This window comes from Deltaproteobacteria bacterium (genome assembly GCA_029860075.1).
GTDB lineage: Bacteria > Desulfobacterota > JADFVX01 > JADFVX01 > JADFVX01 > JAOUBX01.
In genome coordinates this window covers 37,036-59,616 of sequence record JAOUBX010000016.1, presented here as the reverse complement: position 1 = coordinate 59,616, position 22,581 = coordinate 37,036, and the positions used below count along the sequence as shown (strand labels likewise).

The window sequence follows — 22,581 nt, the reverse complement described above, 5'->3', positions numbered from 1 at the left end:
TATCTGAGTAAAACGAATAAACCTTCAATCAAGTAAAATCAAAACTCTTCTCTCAAGAAAATGCCCGTCTCAACTTCGGCCTGGCTTGCCATTTTAGTCGGCGCCGTCCCTTCCTTGAAGGCCTCGAAAACAATGTCTTCCGTCTGGTCAGGTGCAGCAAGAAGTCCTGTTTTTGCGTCTATCTTGGCAAAAACAATCCCATCGGGAATAGGGAAGTCCTTTACCGGTTGACCTTCATAGACTTCCTTCATAAAATCGACAAATACAGGCAATGCCGCCCGGGATCCCGTCTCATTTTTACCGAGCGGCGCTTCCTGATCAAAGCCGACCCAGGTACCGGCAACCAGATCAGGTGTAAAACCGATAAACCAGGCATCATAAAGGTCATTTGTCGTTCCTGTCTTTCCGCCGACAGGCCGTTTGAGCACCTTCGCTTTCCAGCCCGTACCGTGCTGGACAACACCCTGCATGAGGCTCGTCATAAGGTAAGCCGTCTGGGGACTGATAGTGTAACCCGGGGGCAACTCTTTCAGAGAATCGGGAAGCTCCACAAGTCGTAGATCTTCACTCTTTTCCTCCTTTTTCTCCTCACCCTGGGCCTCTTCTTCTTCAACTATCTGAGACTCGATGACAGTACTGGCCATAATGGAGTCAGGAGATATTTCCTCCAGCACATTTCCATCACGGTCAACAATCTTCGTAATAAAGATGGGCTCACGCCTTATACCGCCACCGGGGAAAATTCCGAAAGCCGAGGTAATTTCCTGGAGGGAAAGTCCCGATGAGCCGAGAGAAAGAGAAAGGTCTCTGTCAAGATGGCTTTTTATTCCCATTCTCCTGGCATACTCGATAATGTAGTCCAGACCAAGAGACTGGACAATCTTAATCGTTACAACATTCATTGAGCGCTGAAGCGCCATTCTCATGCGAGTCGGACCATAAAACTTATCACTGTAGTTCTTGGGCTTCCACGTGAACTCATCTTCATCACCCTGATAGATAATGGGAGAATCGTGGATTATTGTAGCCGGCGTATAGTTATTATCGAGTGCAGATGAATAGATGATAGGCTTGAAGCAGGAACCGGGCTGTCTTCTCGACTGGATGGCCCTGTTAAATTTACTCTTAACAAAATCATATCCGCCAACCATCGATTTTACATAGCCTGTCTGGGGATCGATGGCCATGAGAGCGCCCTGCACAAGCGGGTCCTGGTGAAGGGAAAAGGCGAGGTGTCCCTCTTTCGCAACGGCCCCCGTTATTTTAACGTCGATAACATCACCGGCGGCGAGAGCGTCGGCAGGGTCCTTAATTCGCCCCTCCAGGTAACCAACTGTATGATCAGGCAATCTTGCCCATTGCATATCCTTAAGCGGGATACGTCCAACGGCGTCCTTCCCGATTTTAACGTCCACATACTTTTTAGCGCTATTAACTTTAACAACAATGCCTTTGTAAATTTCCCCTTCCTTGACAGGGTGGTTTTCCAGTTTCTTCTGAAGTTCCTCGATGAAGGCTTCCGCCTCGGCGTCGGCAATCCGTCTTTCAGGCCCCCTGTATCCCTGCCTCCTGTCGAGATTGAAAAGCCCTTTTTTGAGCGCCTTCTGGGCAGCTTTCTGCATCTTTATGTCAAGGGTAGTGAAAACTTTCAGGCCTTCCTTGTAGATTAAGTCGGCACCATATTTACGTTCAAGGTAGCGCCTTACATGTTCCGTAAAGTAGGGCGCTGCTCTGAGGTTAAGGTCTTCAAGGGGATAAACCTCAACAGGCGTATTCATGGCATCCGTTGCTTCGACAACATTAATGTAACCTTCATCGGCCATACGGTTTAAGACATAGCGCTGTCTTTCTCTTGCCTGCTCGGGGTTGCTGGCCGGAGAATATCTGGACGGAGCCTGAGGAAGGCCGGCCAGCATGGCTATCTCTGCCAGGTTAAGTTCATCAACATTCTTGTTATAATAGCTTTGAGCCGCAGCTTGCACGCCATAGGCGCCGTGCCCCAGATAGATCTGATTGAGATAAAGATAAAGAATATCGCTTTTGGTAAAGTTATTCTCTATTCTGTATGCCAGCACCGCTTCCTTAAACTTTCTTTTATATGTCCTTTCCGGGGTAAGAAGCGACTTGGCCACCTGCTGGGTAATGGTACTCCCCCCCTGTTCGACGCGACCGGCCCTTACGTTTTTAATAAAGGCCCTTAAAATACTGATAAAATCAAGTCCTTCATGTTCGAAAAAGCGGTCATCTTCAGCGGCAACAAAGGCCTGAATAAGGAGCTTTGGCACTTTGGAAATGGGGATGACTTCCCTTTTTTCGATGGCAAATTCTCCAATTTGCACCTCATCGGCAGAATAAACTTTGGTAATAATATCAGGCCGGTAAGCGGAAATATTTTCAAGACCGGGAAGGTCTTTTGTGAGATAGTAAAAGAGGCCGGCTCCGGCAATAAGGGAAAGAATAATAAGTGTAAAAAGTGCCTGCAGGACAAGCTTTTTCAATGTTCTTTTACTCTTGGAATTATAATCCATGGATTTTATGTGAATTGATTTTCTTGAAAACATGCTTTTATATAATGAATTTTAAGTGAATTGCGTAATTTAACAAAATATTTATATAATATCAAGATTGAATTGGCTTTGTTTAAAAACCCGCTTTAAAACTATTATTGCTTTTTATTCCACTTATGATCATACCTTTCAATGAAATTGAATCAGGAACGCCCTGTTTAACGGTTAACAGGCGATTAGCCCGTACCATCCTGACCCGCTACGATCTGCGTATGAAGGAAAAGGGGCATAAGGTCTGGGAAAGTCCTGCCATCATGCCCTTTCTTTCCTGGCTTCGTGAATTATGGACCGATCATTCGCAGGAAAAGTTCCTTCTATCTCCTCTTCGCTCTCTTGTTCTTTGGGAAAAGATCCTTGCCCGGGATAAACTGCTTATTAAAGGGGAACTCCTTTCAGGTAACGAAGTGGCAGCTACAGCATACGAAGCTTACAGGCTGGCCGCGGAATATAACCTGGATACAGAGGATCCCCTATTCTCAGCAACTGAGGAATCCAGGACCTTACAGAGGTGGTCATCACGGTATGAAAACAAATTAAAAGAGCTCAGCTTCATTGATGCAGGTCAATTGCCGGTTCACCTTATGGCGCTGCTTAATAAGAAAAAAGTTGAACTGCCACCTAAAATCATCATTGCCGGCTATGATGAAGTGTCACCGCTTCTTTCTCAGCTCTTGTCTGCTCTCAAAAAGAATGGATGCCAGGTCAGCTTTTGGCCGGCAACAGGGAAAAAGAATATTAAACCCCTGGAAAAGCCTGATACCCCTGATATTATTGATACCATTGAAGATATTTCTCTCTATCGCTTAAGCGATGAAAGTGATGAAGCAAGAGCGGCTGCAAGATGGATAAGGAAAAGGTACAGACAAGGCCTTAAAATAGGGGTGCTGGTGCCTGACCTTGGCCGATATAGAGACAAAATCATAGCGGCCTTTAATGAGGAGCTGGCGCCTTCTTCCATCTTTCCATGGCAGATAAAAAGGGACCTTTTCAATATTTCTCTCGGTTCCCGGCTTTATGACGAACCGATCGTTCGTTTTGCCGTCGGCCTGCTCGGTATGGACGACAGGAAGCGGGATATGGATGAAATAAGCGCTTTTCTTCTTTCTCCTTACCTTACTTTTTCCCGCTCAGAGCAGACAGGGCCGGCAGCTATGGATGCAAAATTAAGAAAAGATAATCGCTTCAGCTTAACCATCGGGGGGGTATGGCATGCCATGAAATCAGCAGACTGCGGGGCGCCTCTTTTCATGAATGCCCTGGAGCAACTGTTAAAGTCGAACAGGGAAAGACGTTCTTCCATGCTGCCCGGCGCCTGGAGTGAATTTTTCAGTACCCTTTTGAAAAACATGGGCTGGCCGGCCAAAGCCGTCAGATTAAGCAGCCGCGAATATGTGGCCCTTCAGTCCTTTGGTGAGGCCCTTTCGACACTCGCCGGCCTTGATGATATTACGGGACCCATCAATAAGCATGAAGCCCTCAAATACCTCATAAAAATAACGAAACAAAGCGTATTTCAGGAAGAGACTAAAGAATCACCCATTACCGTTATGGGCTTTCTCGAATCGGGAGGAATGACTTTTGACGAAGTCTGGCTATTAGGCGCTCACGACGGCCTGTTGCCGGGACAGCCTTCACCCAATCCCTTTATACCGCTTAAACTCCAAAAAGAAAATAATCTTCCCAAATCAACATTTAAACGTGAACTTGAATTTTCTAAAATTCACTTGCAGCGCATACTGGCCGGCACAAAAAGAATGGTCTTGAGTTTTCCCGAAAGAACCGATGACAAGGAAGTCAGCATTTCTCCCTTAATCTCCCACCTGGCAGACCATATCATCAACGGCACCCGGGAAAGGGGCAATCGTCTCATTGATAGCATGGCGGGCCTCAAGACGGCAAAAGATTGCGAAAGCCTTCCGGGGCTGCAAGTCAAAAAAAATGAACCCATTAAGGGTGGAACATTAATACTGAAAAATCAGTCAGATTGTCCCTTCAGGGCCTTTGCCGTTCACAGACTAAATGCCGGAAAACCGGACGATCCCGAGCCCGGAATCAGCAGCTTGGAACGCGGTTCCATCATTCACAGAGCTATGGAGCATTTCTGGCAAAAGATTAAAGATGACCTTACGTTAAGGCAATATGAAAAGAGTGGCACACTGGATGATGCCATCACCGAGTCGGCACGGATTGGCTTGGGCTTATTAAATAGCGAAGAACCCGGTTATGATAATTATAAAAAGATCGAAGGGGAAAGGTTGACCTCCCTCCTTCATGAATGGGTACAGATAGAATTAAGGAGAAGCCCCTTCAGGACGGTGGAAAGGGAGTCTGAAAAAGGCATCCATATAGCGGGGCTTCATCTCGCTTCACGAATAGACAGAATAGACAGCATTGGTGAAAATGCCCGGGCCATTATCGATTACAAGTCAGGCGCTGTCAACACCGCTGACTGGGCAAGCGAAAGGCCCAAAGAACCTCAGCTCATGCTCTACGCCTCAGCCGGTAATTACGATGCAATTTTATTTGCCGGACTAAAGCGGGGAGATTGCCGTTTTGCGGGCATAGCAAGGGAAGAAGGCCTCTTTCCGGGAATCAGGGCCTTTACAAGTGATCCCCTTTTTAAAAAGAGTGATCATATTCACAACTGGGAAGATTTAATGGAGAAATGGAGGAAAACGCTACAAAATCTCGCCTCCGATTTTCTTAAGGGAGAGGCAAATGTGGACCCAAGAGATTACGGGAGGGACAGTTCGGCGTGCAAATATTGCGATCTTCTTCTTCTTTGCAGGGTCTTTGAAAGAAGCACTGATTTCTGAAGGCCTTCAAATCCCCCTCCCCACAGTAACGAGTGCGCTGTCCCCACCGGAGAATAGTCTGTTCTGTCCCCATAGAGATTGACAGCAGGAGAGCTAACAATTATAGTGACGCTACGCTTTAAATAACGCCAGGGACGGTTTAATCTTGAATAATAAAACTGCTGTTTTGCTCCTCAACATGGGAGGGCCCGCAAGTCTCGATGATGTAGAGCCCTTTCTTTATAACCTTTTCATGGACCCTGATATTATCGAAATCCCTCTCGGGAAACTTTTCCGCCCCTTCATTGCGGGAAAAATATCGAAAAAGCGGTCAGAAAAAGTGAGGAACTATTATAAAAAAATAGGCGGAAAGTCCCCCCTTCTTGAGCTCACCCGCAACCAGGCACATGCCCTTGAAAAAGCATTAAGCAGTGAGGGCGAGTACGGCGTCTTTGTTGCCATGAGATATTGGCACCCTTTTACGGAAGAGGCAATCGGGGAAATACTGGCCTATAATCCGGAAAAACTTGTACTGCTCCCCCTCTACCCCCATTATTCAGGCACAACAACGGGCTCTAGCTTTAACGAATTTGACCGTGCCTGGAAAAAGGGGGGGAAATCCGCCATAGAAGTCATAAAGATCAATAGCTATTATGATCAGGCAGGATATATCCATACCTGGGTCCAGTTAATCAGGGACAAGCTGCATAAAATGGATGACAGGGTAAAGCGTAACAGCCATCTCATTTTTTCAGCACACGGCATTCCGCAAAAACTTGTCGACAGAGGTGATCCCTACCAAAAACATACGGAAGCATCGGTAAGGCTCATCCTGGAAAAACTGCAATGGGAAGGAGAGTGGAGTCTTTCCTACCAGAGCAGAGTAGGACCTGTTAAGTGGCTTTTTCCTGCCACAGATGAACTGCTTGTCCGGTTGGGACAAAAAGGGACAAAAAGTGTGCTTATGGTCCCCATATCGTTCGTGTCGGACCATTCGGAAACGCTCTATGAAATGGATATACAGTACCGTGAACTGGCGGAGAAGTCAGGCATCGAAAACTTTGGGCGGGTAGCTGTGCCCAATTGTGACGAGAGCTTTATCGAATCACTGAAGGACATCGTCCTTAAGGCTTTAGCCCGGTAAAAATTCAAATACAGATTATTTTTTGATCAGGTTAAGGTACATTTTGGCAAGCTTATCATTGGGATCAATGTCAAGCACCGATTCCCACTCGGCCTTCGCTTTTTGCGTCTCTCCCTGTGAATAGTAAACTATACCCAGGTTTATTATGGCATGAACATAGTTGGGGTTAAGCTCTTCAGCTTCCTTTAACTGTCTTATGGCATTATAATAATCGCCTTTATCCCGGTAAATAATGCCGAGTTTGGTCCTCACATCGGCAAATTCAGGCCTCAAATTGAGGGCTTTTTTGTATTCATCGATGGCCGATTCAAAAAAACCGACACTCGTGTAAATATCACCAAGCTCGCTATGCTTGTTGGCAATTTTACCCTTGATGAAAGGATCGATGCTTTCCTTTTCACGCTGCGCCGAAATCTCTACTTCCGTCGCCCTGTCATATTCGCCGATCTCCTGCAAGGTAACGGCCAGGTTGAGAGCGACCTCCGTATAGTTGGGATTCAACTTAAGGGCCCTTTCAAAACATTCAACGGCCTTGTCATACTCTTCCCGGTCGTGATAAATAAGGCCCGCATAGTTTCTGGCATCGGCAAAACCACTGCTTTTTCTGAAAAGCTCTTCAAAGCATTTGAGGGCATCAATCATCTCTCCCTTTTCATAGTGTGCCTTGCCACTAAGGTAAAGATCTGTAATTTCATCACTCATCTTTATGCTCCTTTAAATCGTTAGTGTTTGCCTGCAGCAACCGGCCCGCTTCTTTTGCCTCTTCACTTTTGGGAAATGCTGATACCAGATTCTTGAGCGCTTCTTTGCCTTTTTTCACCATGCCTTCTTCGAGGTAACTCTTTCCAAGGTAAAGAAGCGCTTCCTCTTTCGGTCCATAGCCCGGATAGCGTTCAAGCGCCATCTGAAACCTCCCGATGGCCGCTTTATAGTTCGCTTTCCTGTAATAAAACTTTCCTATATAGAGTTCGTTGCCCGACAGAAGATCTTTACAGATGCTAATCTTTTCAGCAGCATCCTTACTGTATTTGTTATCCGGAAAACGGCCGATTAAAGTCTCAAAGTTGCCCAAAGCGCCTTCGGGGGCCGTCAGGTCCCTGTCAACACCACCGATCTGGTTAAAATAGGAAAGTCCCATCTGGTATATGGCATAAGGAACCTCTTTATGATTGGGGTGCAGCTTCATAAAGCCGTCATATTCCGTAAGCGCTTCCGTATATTCCCCTTTCATAAAGTGAATATCAGCCAGCCTGAGTTCAGCGAGCGGCGCGAAGCTTGTAAAAGAATAGCGGCTTTTTATTTCCTCGAAAGCTTCAGCTGCGCCTTCAAAATCGGAAATATCGAATAAAGATTTTTTTCCCTCCATCTTATCGATACCTTCTTTATAGAGCACTTCAGCACTTTTACGCTTTTCAGCAACAGAACTGCAGCCGCCTAAAGATGCGGTTATCAGAAATAAAAGGGCAAGAACGATAAATATATGATGTTTCTTATGCATAATTTTATCTGAAAATTACAATAACGCAATAGCTATGTCAACTTTTTTTCTGGTATTCTCGGGGATTCGGCACTCTTTCAAATTGCCCCGTAATTATGATATCATAAGCGTCTTATGAAAAGTATTGAACTCCTGGCCCCTGCAGGCAATATGGAAAAACTAAAAACGGCCATCCACTATGGCGCAGATGCCGTCTATCTTAGTGGGAAGCGATTCGGCTTAAGGGCCGCTGCCGGTAATTTTGACACCCATGAATTGCGTGAAGCCGTCAGGTACGCCAGGGAAAAAGGCGTCAGGCTATATGTTACGGTAAATATTTTTTTTCACAATCAGGATCTGGAAGGCCTTGAGGAGTACCTCCTGTTCTTAAATAAAATTGAGGTCCACGCTGTCATCATTTCCGATCCCGGTGTCCTTGCGCTGGCAAGAAAGCTTATCCCGGAGATGGAAGTCCACCTCAGTACTCAGGCGAACACGACTAACTGGAGAAGCGTCGCTTTCTGGAAAGATCAGGGCGTTTCCCGGATCAATATGGCAAGGGAACTGTCACTGGGAGAAATTAAAGAGGTCAGGGAAAAGACAGGCATCGAAGTGGAGGCCTTTGTTCATGGCGCCGTCTGCATGGCCTACTCGGGAAGGTGTCATCTCAGCAGCCATATGACAGGCAGAGACGCTAATTATGGAGAGTGCACGCATTCCTGCCGCTGGGAATATTCCATTACCGAGAGTAAACGACCGGACCAGGAATTCGATGTCGAAGAAGATGAAAGAGGGACCTATTTTTTCAATTCCAAAGACATCTGTATGATCGAGCATATTCCTGCCCTCATTGAATCAGGCATTCATTCACTTAAGATAGAGGGGAGGGTGAAAGGAATCAACTATGTGGCGGGCGCCGTAAGAAGTTACCGGCTGGCAATGGACGCCTATTTGAGAGATCCCGGGAATTATAAAACAGAAGACGCCTGGCTTCATGAACTGAGGAAACTGAGCCACAGGGATTATGATACGGGCTTTTACTTCGGTGAGGAAATGTCGGCGGTATCATCACAATCCTATGTGAGGCGATATGATTTTGTCGGCGTCATAAAGGAGAACCTTCATGACGGCAACTATCTCGTTGAAGCAAGAAACAAGATTCAATCCGGTGATACCATCGAAATTATGGGCAGGGGAGAAAGGATTAACGCCTTTTCTCTCAGCTCCATGAAATCACCTGAAGGGCATGAGATACCTCATGCCCAGCCTAAACAGTTATTTATCATAAAGGCCGCCCTGCAGATGGAGCCCATGGATATACTGAGGAGGGAAAAAGGATAAAGGGCTATGTTAATAACAAGAAGGTACAGAGCCCACCGGAAATCTTTTGCCCATATGAAAAACCTGCTGGAAGCTTATGACAATCTGGCCGTCATGACAATCCTTGACGGCCCGGGCGGCCTCTTTGAACTGAAGTGTCATATTTCAATGAGCCGGGAACTTGCAACTGTCGTAAATTCGATCAGTAAAGAGGTTGATCTTGTGGAATTATAAAGTACTTTACCTTCCCTCTTTTCCTTAAATCACTAATCCATTCCACTAAATACTCTTCCCCCTTTTTCGCTAATAACTGAAGCCTGATTTCATCTTCAACCTCTTCAAAGGGTCTCCCTTCGAAGTTTTCAGAGTGTTCTCTGTAGTATTTTTCAACATCACGCGCCCCGATATAGGACATGACGGAAATTTTTTCATTAATATAGGCCAGCGTTACCTGCCTTTTGTGAAGCCATTCAACAATATCTCCCAGAAGCAGCCCCTCCTCCTCAAGAAAGAGAGAAAACTCTTCAGGTTTGCTGAACTTCTCTTCGAAATAAAGCATCTCATCGATAACATCTCGTTCACCTGAATCAAACTTTGCCCTCACGGCTTCTCTGTAAACGAGTTCCCGGTTAATCATCTGGTTAAGAAGACCCATGCTGAATATTCCTCTTATGGGAAGACGGGCTCTTTGCGCCTCGTAAATCGCCAAAATTTTGGACTCTGTTATCACTTCACCTGTCGTGATTATCCTGTCTTCTACCGTGGCAGCAATGGATTCAACAGTTACCGCTACCGCTACTGACACATGGGGAACCAGAAGCAAAATTAATATGATAAAAGTTTTTGCGGCAGACTTACTCATAATATTTAAAAGCTTGCAACAGAAGCATATCTCTTGACAAGACTTTTTTTTGAGCGCTATACTTCAATCCATAAATTAACCAATCCGCTGCAAGCAGCCGGGCAATGACCCGGGAATACCTTTCAATTTATTGCCACATGCTGCGGAGAATGTACCCGCTGGGGATTAAAAAGAGGTGGATCATGTCTTTAATACCGATCAGTATTTTCCAGAATAAGGAATTGTTTTTTGGGCTGAGTGACGATCAGCTTAAAGGTTTGGCCGGTATTTCCGAGCAGCAATTGTACTCTGACGGTCAACTTATTTTTTCCGAGGGCGATATGGGAGACGCTTTGCTTATTGTAGAATCAGGCAGTGTTGAGCTTTTAAAAAAGGACCCCTCAGGAACGGAGGTAAAGATTGCCGCGCTGCCGGCAGGGGCCGTTTTGGGCGAAATGACACTAGTCAACATTGAACGCAGATCGGCAACGGCAAAGGCAGCGGGACAAACTGTTGCCGTTCATCTCACAAACAGGGCCCTGTCGGAAATATTTAACAGGGACAGGGAACTTTTTATCGTTTTACTTATCAACATAACGCGTATTCTATCGAAGCGATTGCGTCAGACAAATGAAAAACTCATGAACAGATAGGTTTACTTAACAATTACATAATAAAGGGGAATTGAATATGAATCACAGCAAGTCGGAAACATTATATGGAGACGCTACCAAATACATTCCGGGGGGAGTCAACAGCCCCGTTCGCGCTTTCAAATCCGTTGGAGGAAATCCCATCTTCATTGAAAGGGCCGAAGGGTCGCATATTTACGATGTGGACGGCAATGAATATATTGATTATGTCGGCTCATGGGGACCGATGATTGCCGGTCATTGTCATCCCCGGGTAAACAGTGCCATAAAAAATGTTATCGATAAGGGAACCAGTTTCGGCGCGCCTACAGAACTTGAAATCGAATTGGCCAGGATGGTTATCGATGCGGTTCCGTCTATTGAGATGGTAAGGATGGTAAACTCCGGAACAGAAGCTACCATGAGCGCAATTCGTCTGGCCAGGGGTTTTACGGGAAGAGACAAGATAATCAAGTTTGAAGGAGGTTATCATGGCCATGCAGACGGTCTTCTGGTAAAAGCCGGTTCCGGCGCGGCAACGCTCGGTGTGCCTGACAGTCCCGGTGTGCCGGAGGATTATGCAAAAAATACGATAACCGTTTCTTTTAATAACCTGGGAGAAGTTAAAGACGCCATTGAGGCAGACGGTGATAATATCGCCTGTATTATTGTTGAGCCATTACCCGGAAATATGGGTGTCATTCCTCCTGAAGAAGGCTTTCTGGAAGGTTTGAGGTCTTTATGCAGTGAAAACGGCATTGTTCTTATTTTTGATGAAGTAATGAGCGGCTTCAGGGTTGCCTATGGCGGAGCTCAGGAAGTCTTTGGTGTAACACCGGACCTTACTTGCCTTGGCAAGGTAATCGGCGGCGGCCTTCCCGTCGGCGCTTACGGAGGAAAAAAGGAGATTATGCAGCAAATTGCGCCGGCCGGACCCGTTTATCAGGCCGGCACTCTTTCCGGTAATCCCCTGGCAATGACTGCCGGTATAGAGACCTTGAAAATTCTCTCAAGTCCGGGCGCTTATGAACAACTGGAGGACAGGAGCGCCGCGCTTGCCGAAGGTCTTCGGGAAATAGCCGAAAAAGCATCTATACCTACCTATTCAACGCGGGTAGGAGCCATGTTTTGCACTTTCTTTACAGAGAGAAAAGTAACCGATTACCAGTCTGCCAAATTGTCAGATACGGAGCGTTTCGGAAAGTTTTTTCTTAATATGCTTGAAAATGGCGTTAATCTGGCGCCATCTCAGTTTGAAGCAGCGTTCATGTCTCTTGCCCATAGCAATGAAGATATTGAAAAGACACTTGAAGCGGCAAAGAAAAGCTTTTCAGCCTTATAAAAGGTTTTTTTATTATTATTGAAGGATTTACAGTTGACACTATTTTCGCTCTCTGCTATATTTCCCCTTTTTCGCTCATTGACTGACTAATGGAAAAACAGACAAAGGGCCTCTTCGGACAACTTGCTAAAGTCTCCATAATAGGTATAGAGATGGTTGTCTCGACCTTTGTAGGCCTTGCAATGGGAGTATACCTTGATAAGTGGCTTCAAACCAAACCATGGTTAACAATAGTTTTCTTGACATTTGGTATAGCCGCAGGATTCATGAATGTTTTCAGGGAAGTCAGGAAGATTGATAACTGAGACGTATACTGAAAAAGCGATCCCTGAAAGGAAAGTAGATCTAAGCGATTCCCTGAAGGAACAAATCGAAAGAAACGTCCTTTGGGGTTTTTTAATGATGGTCACCCTGGTTTACGCTGTTCTCTCCGCCAGGTCGGCCACAGGCATAGCCGTTGGCGGGCTCATATCGTTTCTTAACTTCAGGGATTTGAAGAGATCACTGGAGCGTTTTTTTGCGGCAATCGTAAAAGAGGGCAGAAAAACAGAAGGACTGATCATAGCGCGCTACTATTTTAAGCTGGCGCTGCTGTTCGTTCTGTTGGCCTATCTATTGAAAAACGGGCTGGTAGACGTCGTGGCGCTTGCAATCGGGCTTTTTCTTGTGCCCGCTACATTGATATTTACCGGTATAAGCCTTTATATCGGAAGTTTGGGAGGTAATAAAAGATGACGCATCCAATAATTTTTTTTCATATACCGGGTATTCCCGATTACGTAACGCTGAGCGTTTTCGTCATACTGCTGCTCCTGTTTCTTGCACGGATAATGTTAAATAATATGGCTCTTGTGCCGGGCGGAATTCAGAATGTTTTCGAAATCACCATTTCAGGTATTCACGGTATGGTGACGGAGATCATGGGTGAAAAAGGAGTAGTTTATTTTCCTCTCATAGCTACGCTCGCTTTTTTTATTTTCATTTCTAACATGCTCGGTCTTATTCCGGGATTTATGCCTCCCACGGCAAATCTCAACACAACGGCTGCCTGTTCGGTTATCGTTTTTGTATTAACACACATCATAGGCCTCAAAGAGCATGGCTTACATTATATCAAGCATTTTACAGGACCAATTTGGTGGCTTTCTCCGCTCATGCTGCCCATCGAAATCGTAGGTCATCTTGCCAGACCACTTTCGTTATCGCTCAGGCTTTTTGGAAATATGACAGGTCACGAACTGGTTGTTATCGTACTCATGGTTATGGTGCCATTTCTGGTACCTGTTGTAATGTCCATCATGGGACTTCTTGTAGCATTTATTCAGGCATTTGTATTTGCCCTTTTAGCAATGATATATTTGAGTGGAGCCTTGGAAGAGGCACACTAATAATTAATCGAAAAAACGAAAGGAGGAAAAATAATGATTAAGAAGATTGGTAACCTGTTATTTATCGCTATCTGTGCCGTGATGACATCGGCTTCTGTAGCCATGGCAGCTGAAGAGGGGGGCAAAGGTAATCCTATAGCTCTCGCGGCAATTATGCTTGCAGCAGGCCTTGGAATTGGTCTTGCGGCCCTCGGTACAGGTATTGGCCAGGGACATGCTATCAGGGGCGCTACTGAAGGTGTATCGAGAAATCCCGGTGCATCCGGTAAGATCCTTACAACCATGCTTGTCGGTCTTGCCATGGTTGAATCGCTTGCTATTTATGCGCTTGTTGTATCTCTTATTCTTCTCTTTCTTAACCCATTTAAGGATATGCTGTAATAAGAGCAGATTAGTAAATCATAGATTATAAAAAGGCGAGCTGAATAGCTCGCCTTTTTTTGCTCTTTTTTTATATGCCTGGTTTTACTTTTTTACCAGAAATGCAATCTGCCCGGCTTGAACACATGAGTGTATTTTAAGCTGGCATTTTTTTAAAAGTATTGTGGAATCAACAGGTTGTGTCGAAATGATGATCCATCTGCTCAGAGATCTCCGACCTTTCCAGGATTAATCCTTTTTTCCGTACCCGATGTAGTTTACCGATGTAGAGTTGGATATTCTGAACTTCCAGTCAAGAGGATTAAAGGTCATACCTTTTATTTCCTTTACCCTAATTCCATTAGCTGACAGAAGTTTAGCCAGGCTGCTCGGTTTGATAAAACGCTCATAACTGTGGGTTCCCTTTCCAACAAATTTGAGCACATTTTCAGCCATGAATATGGCCAGAAACCAGGCTGACATGGTTTTATTAATGGTTTCGAAAAGATAGTAACCACCCTCTTTGACCCGGGCAGACGAGTCGGCTATCATGTTCGGTAAATCATCGACATGTTCGAGCATTTCGGCACAAACAACGATGTCAAAATCCGTCTCTTCAATATCTGCCACAGAACAGTTACGGTAATCTATGTTCAGACCGTTCGACTCCGCATGTTTCTGCGCCCCCTTGATAGCGACGGGGGAGAGATCCACTCCTGTAACATGGGCCCCTTTTTTTGCAAATTCCTCCGATAAGAGACCGCCGCCACAACCTATGTCAAGGACCTTTTTTCCTTTGAGATTTCCCAGCCGGCCCGAGAAATATTCAAAACGGATGGGATTGATCATATGAAGAGCCGCCATATTTCCCTTTTCATCCCACCAGTCTTTACCCATTTTGTTAAACTTTTCAGTTTCTGACATTTTGAAATTAACCTTTCTGAATTTAATAACCCTGAATTGGCAGTTAGCGCTTTATGGCAAACCACAATCTGTGAAGGTATTAATAACCCTCAATCCGGCTTATAATAAACCGCCCTATAAAAAACTTCAAGAATTTAGGCCATTATTTTATAATAATTATCTGTTAAACTATTTTAATCAACACTTTAGCAATGTCATTAAATGGCTTTACTTATCGGGCTCCCGAAGAGGAGGAATAAAACTTTATTTTCTTGACAATGTTTTTTGTTTATGTTTAATCTTCAAAATTAAGTAGTGTCTGTAAGAAAGCGAGGGAACTCAACTAAATGACCTTAAAGCCATCTTTATATGCGGCAGCTGCGCTGTCGATTATTCTTTTTGGTTCATCACCTGTTTTAGCTGAAGAAGAAGGGAAGGATTACCATATCGTAGTCAAGGGAGACACTTTATGGGATATCTCTGAAAAGTATATGAAGAATCCTTTTTTTTGGCCAAAACTCTGGCAGTGGAATGACTACATTACCAATGCTCACTTTATTTATCCCGGCGATAAAATAAATCTTGTCCCCCCCAAAATACGGGTCAGGTCAGCTCCCGTACCGGAAGAGGTAAGCCAACCTGAGGAGGCTGAACCAGTGGAGGAACAGGTGGAGGCTGAAGAAGCACCCCTTGAGGAAGCTCCGGTGATTAAAGAACCGACACCAAAAATAATAATCGAAAAACAGAAGTATAATATCAGGCATTTGAGATCTTCAGGAATGATATCTCCCGAAGAAATGAAGGCTTCCGGAAAAATTGTTGATGCCCTTGATAAAAAAATAATGCTCGGAGACAGCGATATTGTCTATATGGCCTTAAACAGGGAAGCAAAAAGAGGGGAAATATTATCCATTTTCAAACCAACGGTAAAAATCACCCATCCCGTTACAAGAAAGAATTTAGGCCACAAAATCGAAAGGCTTGGTCATATTAAGGTTATCGACACTTCGCAGGGAATTACTACTGGAGAAATAGTCGAATCATTTAATGTGGTCTCCCGGGATGATAAGATAAGGCAAAAGGAAAACCTGCCTGATGAGATAACCATAAAAGAGGTGAGCCTTCCTCTTGAGGGCCATATTGTAACATCGATGGAAGCCATAACCATTTACGGCCAAAATGATGTCGTTTATATTGATTTAGGGAAAAACCATGGTGTTGATGAAGGTTTTATTTTTACTATTTACAAGCCCCCTCACAGGAAGGGTAAATATACCCTGCCGGCAGAAACTATCGGCAGATTGCTTGTATTTCAGGTCAAAAAAATGACCTCTACGGCCATCATAATCGATGCCGTGCAGGAAATCAGAACCGGCGAGCACATCAAGGCTGTTCTACAGTAAAACCTTTATAATCATTAATCCGGGAGGTTGCGGCAACGGGACCGCAGCCTTTTTTATTTTGAATGTCGAATAATGTGAAGGAAGATACAAGATACTGGGTTGCACTAAGCCGGATAAAGGGCGTCGGAAGTAAAACGGCAAAAAAGTTGCTTGAGCGATTCTCGACGGCAAAAAATATATTTTCTTCGGCTGAAAAAGATCTGAAAGAGATTAACGGGTTAAGAGAGGTATCGATAAGTCAGATCCTTACCTTTCGAGACTGGACCGGCATAGACAGGGAATTAGAAAGAACGGGCCGTCTGGGATTTTCTATTCTTACATGGCAGGATGATAATTATCCTCTTTCTCTTTTAAATATTTATGATCCACCCATTATTCTCTATGCCGGAGGCGATTATAAGAATCTCGATTCCTGCAATCTGGCTATTGTCGGTTCAAGGGCTTCTTCATCCTACGGTCTCCATGCAGCCGCAAGCTTTGCCGGAAGGCTGGCCTCTTCAGGTGTAACCATTGTAAGCGGCCTGGCAAGAGGAATCGACACCAAAGCTCATGAAGGCGCATTAAAGGCCGGTGGGAAAACAATAGCCGTTCTCGGCTCGGGGCTTGACCTTATCTACCCGGCTGAAAATGCCTCTTTATTTAGAAGGATATTGAAAAATGGGGCTGTTTTTTCCGAATTTCCTCTTTCTACTCCGCCTGACCCCCAGAATTTTCCCAGGCGGAACAGAATAATAAGCGGACTTTCTATGGGTGTACTTGTCGTAGAAGCCTCTTTAAGAAGCGGTTCATTAATCACAGCCAGATGCGCCCTTGATCAGGGCAGGGAGGTATATGCTGTTCCCGGCAATATTACGGCAGCAAGAAGCAGGGGAACAAACAGCCTCATAAAAGAAGGGGCCAGGCTGGTGGAAAAACCTGAAGAGATCATGTCCGATCTCTTGCCGGGATTAGCTGTAAACAGGCAAAAGGAGAACAAAAGAAGAGAAGCTGCGTTTTCACTAAACACCGACGAAGATAAACTCCTTACCCTGCTGGGTAATGGGCCTCTTCATATCGATCAGTTGATAAAGGAATCTACCTGGAGTTCTTCCCGCTTATCAACGCTTCTTTTAAATCTTGAATTAATGGGAGCCATTAAACAGCATCCCGGAAAATTCTTTTCAAAAACAGTAATATAGGAGTATTAATGGCAAAGTCTCTACTCATAGTTGAGTCGCCTGCAAAAGCGAGGACCATCAAAAAATACCTGGGAAAGGAATTTAATGTTCTGGCATCCGTCGGCCATGTAAAAGATCTGCCAAAAAGTTCGCTTGGTGTGGATGTAGAAAATAATTTTTCTCCCCAATACGACGTCATCAAAGGTAAAGGCAATATTATCAAAAATATAAAAAAGGAAGCCCGTTCTGCCGAAAAGGTCTTTCTTGCACCTGACCCTGACAGGGAAGGGGAGGCCATTGCATGGCATATAGCTTCAGAGATTAAGGAAAAAGATAAGGTTTCCCGTGTTCTTTTTAATGAAATTACTAAAAGGGGAATTGAAGATGCCATCAAACATCCTTTGCCGCTCAATAATGACAAGTTTGAAGCCCAGCAGGCAAGACGTATCCTTGACAGGCTCGTCGGTTACCAGATCTCTCCGCTTCTTTGGGATAAGGTCAGACGCGGCCTTTCTGCCGGCAGAGTGCAATCCGTTGCCGTCAGGGTAATTTGTGAAAGAGAAAAGGAAATCAAGGCATTCGTTCCCCGTGAGTACTGGTCCGTGATGGCATTGCTGGAAGGATCCATTCCGCCGCCTGTTGAAGCAAAACTTCTTAAGATCGATAATAAAAAGGCTGAACTTAAATCACAGGAAGAAACGGATCAACTCTTAAGCTCTATAGAAGGCGCTTCTTATATTATAAAAAAGATCGATAAAAAGGAGCGCAGAAAAAATCCCTCTCCTCCCTTTATCACCAGTACACTTCAACAGGATGCGGCAAGGAAACTCGGTTTTTCAGCCAAAAAAACCATGATGCTGGCCCAGAGATTATATGAAGGGCTGGATTTCGGCGATCAGGGTCCCGTCGGTCTCATAACCTATATGCGAACCGACTCAACACGGATTGCCGATGAAGCGCTGGCCCAAGTGAGAAACTATATTTCGGAAAAGTACGGAAGCGACTATCTGCCCAAAGCACCCCGGCAATATAAAAGTTCAAAAAGTGCGCAGGAAGCCCATGAAGCCATTCGACCGACATCCATGAAAAATGTGCCCGAGCTTGCAAAAAAACATCTCGAAAGAGATCAATACCGGTTGTATGAACTGATTTGGAACCGCTTTGTCGCTTCCCAAACCAATCCCGCCATAATGGATCAAACTGCTATCGATATTGCAGCAGGCAAAGCGATTTTCAGGGCAACAGGTTCTGTCATTAAGTTCGCCGGATTTATGGCCATTTATACAGAAGGAAAGGACCAGGAAGACAGTTCCGAAAAAGACAAATTATTGCCGCCTTTTTCAGAAGGAGAGGCGCTCAAACTCCTAAAAATTACGCCAAAGCAGCACTTCACCGAACCGCCGCCGAGATTTTCAGAGGCAACACTCGTTAAGGAGCTGGAAGATAAGGGTATAGGACGCCCCAGTACCTATGCGGCTATTATATCAAACATTCAGGACAGGGAATACGTGCGTCTCGACAGCAAACGCTTCTATCCCACTGAACTGGGTATGCTCGTTACAGGCCTGCTTGTTGATAATTTCCCCGATATTATGAATGTGGAATTTACGGCCAGGATGGAAGGGCAACTTGACGAAATCGAAGAAGGTAAAGCCGATTGGCTCAAGGCAATGAAGCTCTTTTATGAGAATTTCCGTCAGGCTCTCGAATCAGCGAAAGTTAAGATGAGAGATGTCAAGCGTGAAGAGATTCCAACGGATATTGTCTGCGATAAATGCGGCACCAACATGATTATCAAATGGGGTAAAATGGGAGAATTCCTGGCTTGCCCCAATTATCCCGAATGTAAGAATACACATAACTTTACCCGCGATGAAGCGGGAAATATCCAGGTTGTGGTAGAGGCCCTGGAATTTACCGAAGAAAACTGCCCTGTATGCGGTAATCAGATGGTTATTAAAAGAGGGAGATATGGCCGATTTTTGGCCTGCTCAACCTACCCTGACTGTAAGGGTACAAAGCCTATCACCCTCGGCATAACATGCCCTGACTGTGGCAAGGGTGAAGTGAGTGAAAAAAGAAGCCGCAAAGGAAAGGTATTTTATGGATGTACCGAATACCCAAAATGCACCTTTGCCACCTGGGACAAGCCCCTGCCGGAAAATTGCCCGCTTTGCGACGCAGCCTTTCTTGTGGAAAAGGAATCAAAAAAGGAGGGTAATATTATCCGGTGCCTTAATAAAGATTGCGGTTATAAACGAGCCGGGAAGGACCAGGAGAAGCTTTATTAGTCATAATTTTGAACCAATTGACTTCCAATTTATCGCGCCCATACTCATTCTTTCAGTAATGAGGGGGTTATCAGAACAAAGACTGCCTTCCCATTTTAAGTGGCGGAAGATTTTTATCCCGTAAGAATTATCCTGTTTATTCAGCATCCACTAGATTTTATGGACATTCAAAAAGGATTATTATTACTGCTTTTATGAAGAGACCTTTTCATAGTCATGAAAGGAAACATCTCCCTCTCACAAAAAAGGAAATTGAAGAGAGGGGATGGGAAATGGTTGATGTCATTATTGTCTCAGGTGACGCCTATGTTGACCACCCTTCATTCGGTCATGCCGTTATCGGTCGCATTATCGAAAGTGCGGGCTTTCGCGTCGCCATCATTGCTCAACCCAACTGGCGTGATGATTTGAGGGACTTCCGGAAATTTGGCGCTCCGAGACTTTTTTTCGGTGTTACCTCAGGCTGTATGGATTCCATGGTCAACCACTATACGGCCAACAAAAGGCTAAGATCGAACGATGCCTATACACCGGGAGGAAAATCAGGCTTTAGGCCTGATTACGCCACTGCCGCCTATTGCCGTATTTTAAAAAAACTTTACCCTCATGTGCCGGTCATTATTGGCGGCATGGAGACCTCCATGCGCAGGGCCACCCATTATGATTACTGGTCCGACTCATTAAACCCGTCCATCCTCGTCAGCAGCGGAGCCGATCTCCTTGTATACGGAATGGGGGAGCAACCCTTAAGAGCTATTCTGAAACTGATGGATAAGGGTGTGCCCATGACATCGCTTCAGACAATTCCACAAACAGCTTTACTTATCGATAAATCATCACCGCTGCCTAAAAACAAAAAATGGGAGACTGTTTCCCTTGCATCCCACCAGCAGTGCCTCAGCCATAAGAAAAGCTACGCTTCCAATTTCAGGATAATTGAAAAGGAAGCAAACAGCGTCTATGCCCGGCGTATCGTCCAGGAGGTCCAAAATAAAATGCTTGTCATTAATCCTCCCTTTCCTGCCATGACGGAGAAGGAAATTGACGCTTCCTTTGATCTGCCCTATACGAGACTCCCTCACCCCAAATACAGGAAAAGAGGGGCCATACCGGCTTATGAGATGATCAGGTTTTCCATCAATATGCACAGAGGCTGTTTTGGCGGCTGCAGCTTCTGCGCCATTTCAGCCCACCAGGGAAAAATGGTGGCAAGCCGCTCAAAAGAGTCTATACTTCATGAGGTAGAAGCCATTGCGCAAATGCCGCACTTTAAAGGTTACATCAGTGATCTCGGCGGTCCTTCGGCCAACATGTACGGCATGAAGGGAATCGTACAGTCTGTTTGTGATATATGCGCCAGGCCTTCCTGCATCTATCCTTCCATCTGCTATAATCTGGGCACCTCACATAAGGCGCTTACAGAGATTTACAGGGAAGTCTCGAGCCATGAAAAAGTCAAGAAAGCCTTTGTGACAAGCGGTATCAGGTATGATCTTTTTATAGACAGGCCGGAAAGTGACGAGGAGAACGGTTACAGCGAGTATGCGGAAGCATTGATCAGGAACCATGTTTCGGGGCGGCTCAAGGTAGCTCCTGAGCATACATCGGAAAAGGTCCTTAAAATGATGCGAAAACCGGGCTACAATGCTTTTCGATCTTTTAAAAAACTCTTTGACGGGATTACGTCACAGGCAAAGCTCCGGCAGCAGATTGTTCCCTACTTTATAGCGTGCCACCCCGGTTGTGAACCGGAGGACATGGCCCACATGGCCGCCCGGACGAAGGAAACAGGATTCAAGCTGGAACAGGTGCAGGACTTCACGCCTACACCCATGACGCTGTCAACAGTAACTTACTACTCAGGTTATGATCCCTATACATTAAAGCCCGTTTATTCTGCAAAAAGCAGAGATGAACGTATGCGCCAGAACCGGTTTTTCTTCTGGTATAAAAAGGAAAACAGGGCATGGATCATAAATGCACTCAGAAATATGGGGAAAAAGGAGCTTATAGGGAAGTTTTTTGGAAAGCCATAATTATTCTTCCTTCCCTTCCCGGTCACCAGGGTGGATAACCTGTTTTATCTGTTTATAGCGAAGATAGCAAGAAAAGTTTTATAAAAGTCCTTGACAAAACAGCCCCCTTTTGTCTTATAATCTACGGTTTATTAAACATAGTCATTTAAGGAAAAGAAAATGAAAAGAACTTATCAACCAAGTAACATTAGCAGGCTCAGAACACACGGTTTTCTTAAAAGAATGAGTACAAAAGGCGGAAAGCTCGTTATTAAAAGGAGAAGAGCCAAAGGAAGAAAGAGACTTTCTGTTCAAACACCATCTAAGTAGATATTTTAACAATGTAATGATGGGTACCTGCTCTTTCAGAAAAGGCAACAGGTTACTTAAAAGAGAAGATTTTTTAAGAATAGGAGCAGCAGGCCGAAAGATAAAAACAAGGCACTTTATTATTATATTCAGCAAGAATGATAAGGGCCTTCGCAGGTTGGGCATAACGGCCTCAAAAAAAACAGGGGGAGCTGTTCAGAGAAACAGGGTTAAACGACTGGTCCGGGAATTTTTCAGATTAAACCGGAAGCGCCTCGCAGATAACAGGGATTATATTATCATAGCAGGCAGGGGCGCCTGGAGGCTCTCTTTTTCCGATGTAAAAGAGGAGTTAAAAAGTGCACTGGGCAGCAGGGGGCTTCTCAGTGAACTGAGTGAGAATAGAGGTTAATGACCTTTCTAATAAAGTCTCTCATAAAGTTTTACAGATACGCAATATCACCGGCTCTTCCGCCTTCTTGCAGGTTTGAGCCGACCTGTTCCAATTACGCCCTTCAATCCCTCGAAAAAAGAGGTATAAGGGGTATCTTTCCCTCACTCATAAGGATCTTGAAATGCCACCCCTTTCATCGGGGCGGCTATGACCCACCGAAATGAATTGAACCCGATAATATAA

At 45.0% G+C, this 22,581-nt stretch carries 21 protein-coding genes and 1 pseudogene; 17 read left to right on the top strand and 5 right to left on the bottom strand.

Annotation, left to right across the window (positions count from 1 at the left end):
* Window positions 1-38 precede the first annotated feature (38 nt).
* Window positions 39-2,528, bottom strand: coding sequence for a PBP1A family penicillin-binding protein (locus OEV42_06995; GenBank protein MDH3974008.1), 2,490 nt, complete (start codon window positions 2,526-2,528; stop codon window positions 39-41).
* Between the two features lie 155 nt (window positions 2,529-2,683).
* Here OEV42_06995 and OEV42_06990 point away from each other — a divergent pair, with 155 nt between their 5' ends.
* Window positions 2,684-5,383: a PD-(D/E)XK nuclease family protein gene (locus OEV42_06990; GenBank protein ID MDH3974007.1), complete on the top strand. Its 2,700-nt coding sequence runs from the start codon at window positions 2,684-2,686 to the stop codon at window positions 5,381-5,383.
* A gap of 145 nt (window positions 5,384-5,528) precedes the next feature.
* Complete coding sequence (hemH, locus tag OEV42_06985) at window positions 5,529-6,506, top strand: ferrochelatase (GenBank protein MDH3974006.1); 978 nt, start codon at window positions 5,529-5,531, stop codon at window positions 6,504-6,506.
* A 15-nt stretch (window positions 6,507-6,521) separates the two neighbouring features.
* Here the strand turns inward: hemH and OEV42_06980 are convergent, their stop codons facing one another.
* Both OEV42_06980 and OEV42_06975 read right to left on the bottom strand, forming a co-directional pair.
* The gene (locus OEV42_06980) at window positions 6,522-7,208 is read right to left on the bottom strand and encodes a tetratricopeptide repeat protein (protein MDH3974005.1); all 687 of its coding nucleotides are present in this window, start codon (window positions 7,206-7,208) and stop codon (window positions 6,522-6,524) included.
* Entirely contained in the window at window positions 7,201-8,004 is an 804-nt protein-coding gene (locus OEV42_06975; protein ID MDH3974004.1) for an outer membrane protein assembly factor BamD, read from the bottom strand. The genes OEV42_06980 and OEV42_06975 overlap by 8 nt, the downstream gene beginning before the upstream one ends.
* Window positions 8,005-8,118: 114 nt before the next feature.
* On the opposite strand from OEV42_06975, the gene OEV42_06970 reads away from it, so the two are divergent.
* Window positions 8,119-9,324: a U32 family peptidase gene (locus tag OEV42_06970; GenBank protein ID MDH3974003.1), complete on the top strand. Its 1,206-nt coding sequence runs from the start codon at window positions 8,119-8,121 to the stop codon at window positions 9,322-9,324.
* 6 nt (window positions 9,325-9,330) lie between these two features.
* Window positions 9,331-9,537, top strand: a complete 207-nt coding sequence (locus tag OEV42_06965) for a DUF4911 domain-containing protein (GenBank protein ID MDH3974002.1) — start codon at window positions 9,331-9,333, stop codon at window positions 9,535-9,537.
* Here the strand turns inward: OEV42_06965 and OEV42_06960 are convergent.
* Window positions 9,506-10,165, bottom strand: coding sequence for a hypothetical protein (locus OEV42_06960; GenBank protein ID MDH3974001.1), 660 nt, complete (start codon window positions 10,163-10,165; stop codon window positions 9,506-9,508). The two genes, OEV42_06965 and OEV42_06960, sit on opposite strands and share 32 nt — an antisense overlap.
* 182 nt (window positions 10,166-10,347) lie before the next feature.
* On the opposite strand from OEV42_06960, the gene OEV42_06955 reads away from it, so the two are divergent.
* From OEV42_06955 to atpE, 6 genes and pseudogenes are all read left to right on the top strand, one after another.
* Window positions 10,348-10,797 (top strand): cyclic nucleotide-binding domain-containing protein, encoded by a 450-nt coding sequence (locus tag OEV42_06955; protein ID MDH3974000.1) that lies wholly within the window; start codon window positions 10,348-10,350, stop codon window positions 10,795-10,797.
* 37 nt (window positions 10,798-10,834) lie between these two features.
* On the top strand, window positions 10,835-12,118 hold the full coding sequence (gene hemL / locus OEV42_06950; protein MDH3973999.1) for a glutamate-1-semialdehyde 2,1-aminomutase: 1,284 nt from the start codon (window positions 10,835-10,837) through the stop codon (window positions 12,116-12,118).
* Window positions 12,119-12,207: 89 nt separating this feature from the next.
* On the top strand, window positions 12,208-12,423 hold the full coding sequence (locus tag OEV42_06945) for an AtpZ/AtpI family protein (GenBank protein ID MDH3973998.1): 216 nt from the start codon (window positions 12,208-12,210) through the stop codon (window positions 12,421-12,423).
* Complete coding sequence (locus tag OEV42_06940) at window positions 12,413-12,853, top strand: ATP synthase subunit I (GenBank protein MDH3973997.1); 441 nt, start codon at window positions 12,413-12,415, stop codon at window positions 12,851-12,853. The genes OEV42_06945 and OEV42_06940 overlap by 11 nt, the downstream gene beginning before the upstream one ends.
* Window positions 12,854-12,894: 41 nt before the next feature.
* Window positions 12,895-13,506: pseudogene (gene atpB / locus OEV42_06935) on the top strand (F0F1 ATP synthase subunit A).
* Window positions 13,507-13,659: 153 nt separating this feature from the next.
* On the top strand, window positions 13,660-13,887 hold the full coding sequence (atpE, locus tag OEV42_06930) for an ATP synthase F0 subunit C (protein ID MDH3973996.1): 228 nt from the start codon (window positions 13,660-13,662) through the stop codon (window positions 13,885-13,887).
* A 228-nt stretch (window positions 13,888-14,115) separates the two neighbouring features.
* Here atpE and ubiG read toward each other — a convergent pair whose 3' ends face one another.
* Window positions 14,116-14,790 carry a bifunctional 2-polyprenyl-6-hydroxyphenol methylase/3-demethylubiquinol 3-O-methyltransferase UbiG gene (gene ubiG / locus OEV42_06925; protein MDH3973995.1) on the bottom strand — a complete coding sequence of 225 codons (675 nt, stop codon included), beginning with the start codon at window positions 14,788-14,790 and terminating at the stop codon, window positions 14,116-14,118.
* Between the two features lie 326 nt (window positions 14,791-15,116).
* Between ubiG and OEV42_06920 the strand changes: the two genes are divergently transcribed.
* The 7 genes from OEV42_06920 to yidD all read left to right on the top strand — a co-directional run bounded on the left by OEV42_06920 (window position 15,117) and on the right by yidD (window position 22,562).
* Window positions 15,117-16,172, top strand: coding sequence for a LysM peptidoglycan-binding domain-containing protein (locus OEV42_06920; GenBank protein ID MDH3973994.1), 1,056 nt, complete (start codon window positions 15,117-15,119; stop codon window positions 16,170-16,172).
* 62 nt (window positions 16,173-16,234) lie between these two features.
* Window positions 16,235-17,350: a DNA-processing protein DprA gene (gene dprA, locus OEV42_06915; protein MDH3973993.1), complete on the top strand. Its 1,116-nt coding sequence runs from the start codon at window positions 16,235-16,237 to the stop codon at window positions 17,348-17,350.
* An 8-nt stretch (window positions 17,351-17,358) separates the two neighbouring features.
* Window positions 17,359-19,620 (top strand): type I DNA topoisomerase, encoded by a 2,262-nt coding sequence (topA, locus tag OEV42_06910; protein ID MDH3973992.1) that lies wholly within the window; start codon window positions 17,359-17,361, stop codon window positions 19,618-19,620.
* A 194-nt stretch (window positions 19,621-19,814) separates the two neighbouring features.
* Window positions 19,815-21,656, top strand: a complete 1,842-nt coding sequence (locus OEV42_06905; protein ID MDH3973991.1) for a YgiQ family radical SAM protein — start codon at window positions 19,815-19,817, stop codon at window positions 21,654-21,656.
* A 159-nt stretch (window positions 21,657-21,815) separates the two neighbouring features.
* Window positions 21,816-21,965 (top strand): 50S ribosomal protein L34, encoded by a 150-nt coding sequence (gene rpmH / locus OEV42_06900; protein ID MDH3973990.1) that lies wholly within the window; start codon window positions 21,816-21,818, stop codon window positions 21,963-21,965.
* A 16-nt stretch (window positions 21,966-21,981) separates the two neighbouring features.
* Window positions 21,982-22,356 carry a ribonuclease P protein component gene (gene rnpA, locus OEV42_06895; GenBank protein ID MDH3973989.1) on the top strand — a complete coding sequence of 125 codons (375 nt, stop codon included), beginning with the start codon at window positions 21,982-21,984 and terminating at the stop codon, window positions 22,354-22,356.
* The gene (gene yidD / locus OEV42_06890) at window positions 22,356-22,562 is read left to right on the top strand and encodes a membrane protein insertion efficiency factor YidD (GenBank protein ID MDH3973988.1); all 207 of its coding nucleotides are present in this window, start codon (window positions 22,356-22,358) and stop codon (window positions 22,560-22,562) included. Before rnpA ends, yidD begins: the two co-directional genes overlap by 1 nt.
* Window positions 22,563-22,581: the final 19 nt, after the last annotated feature.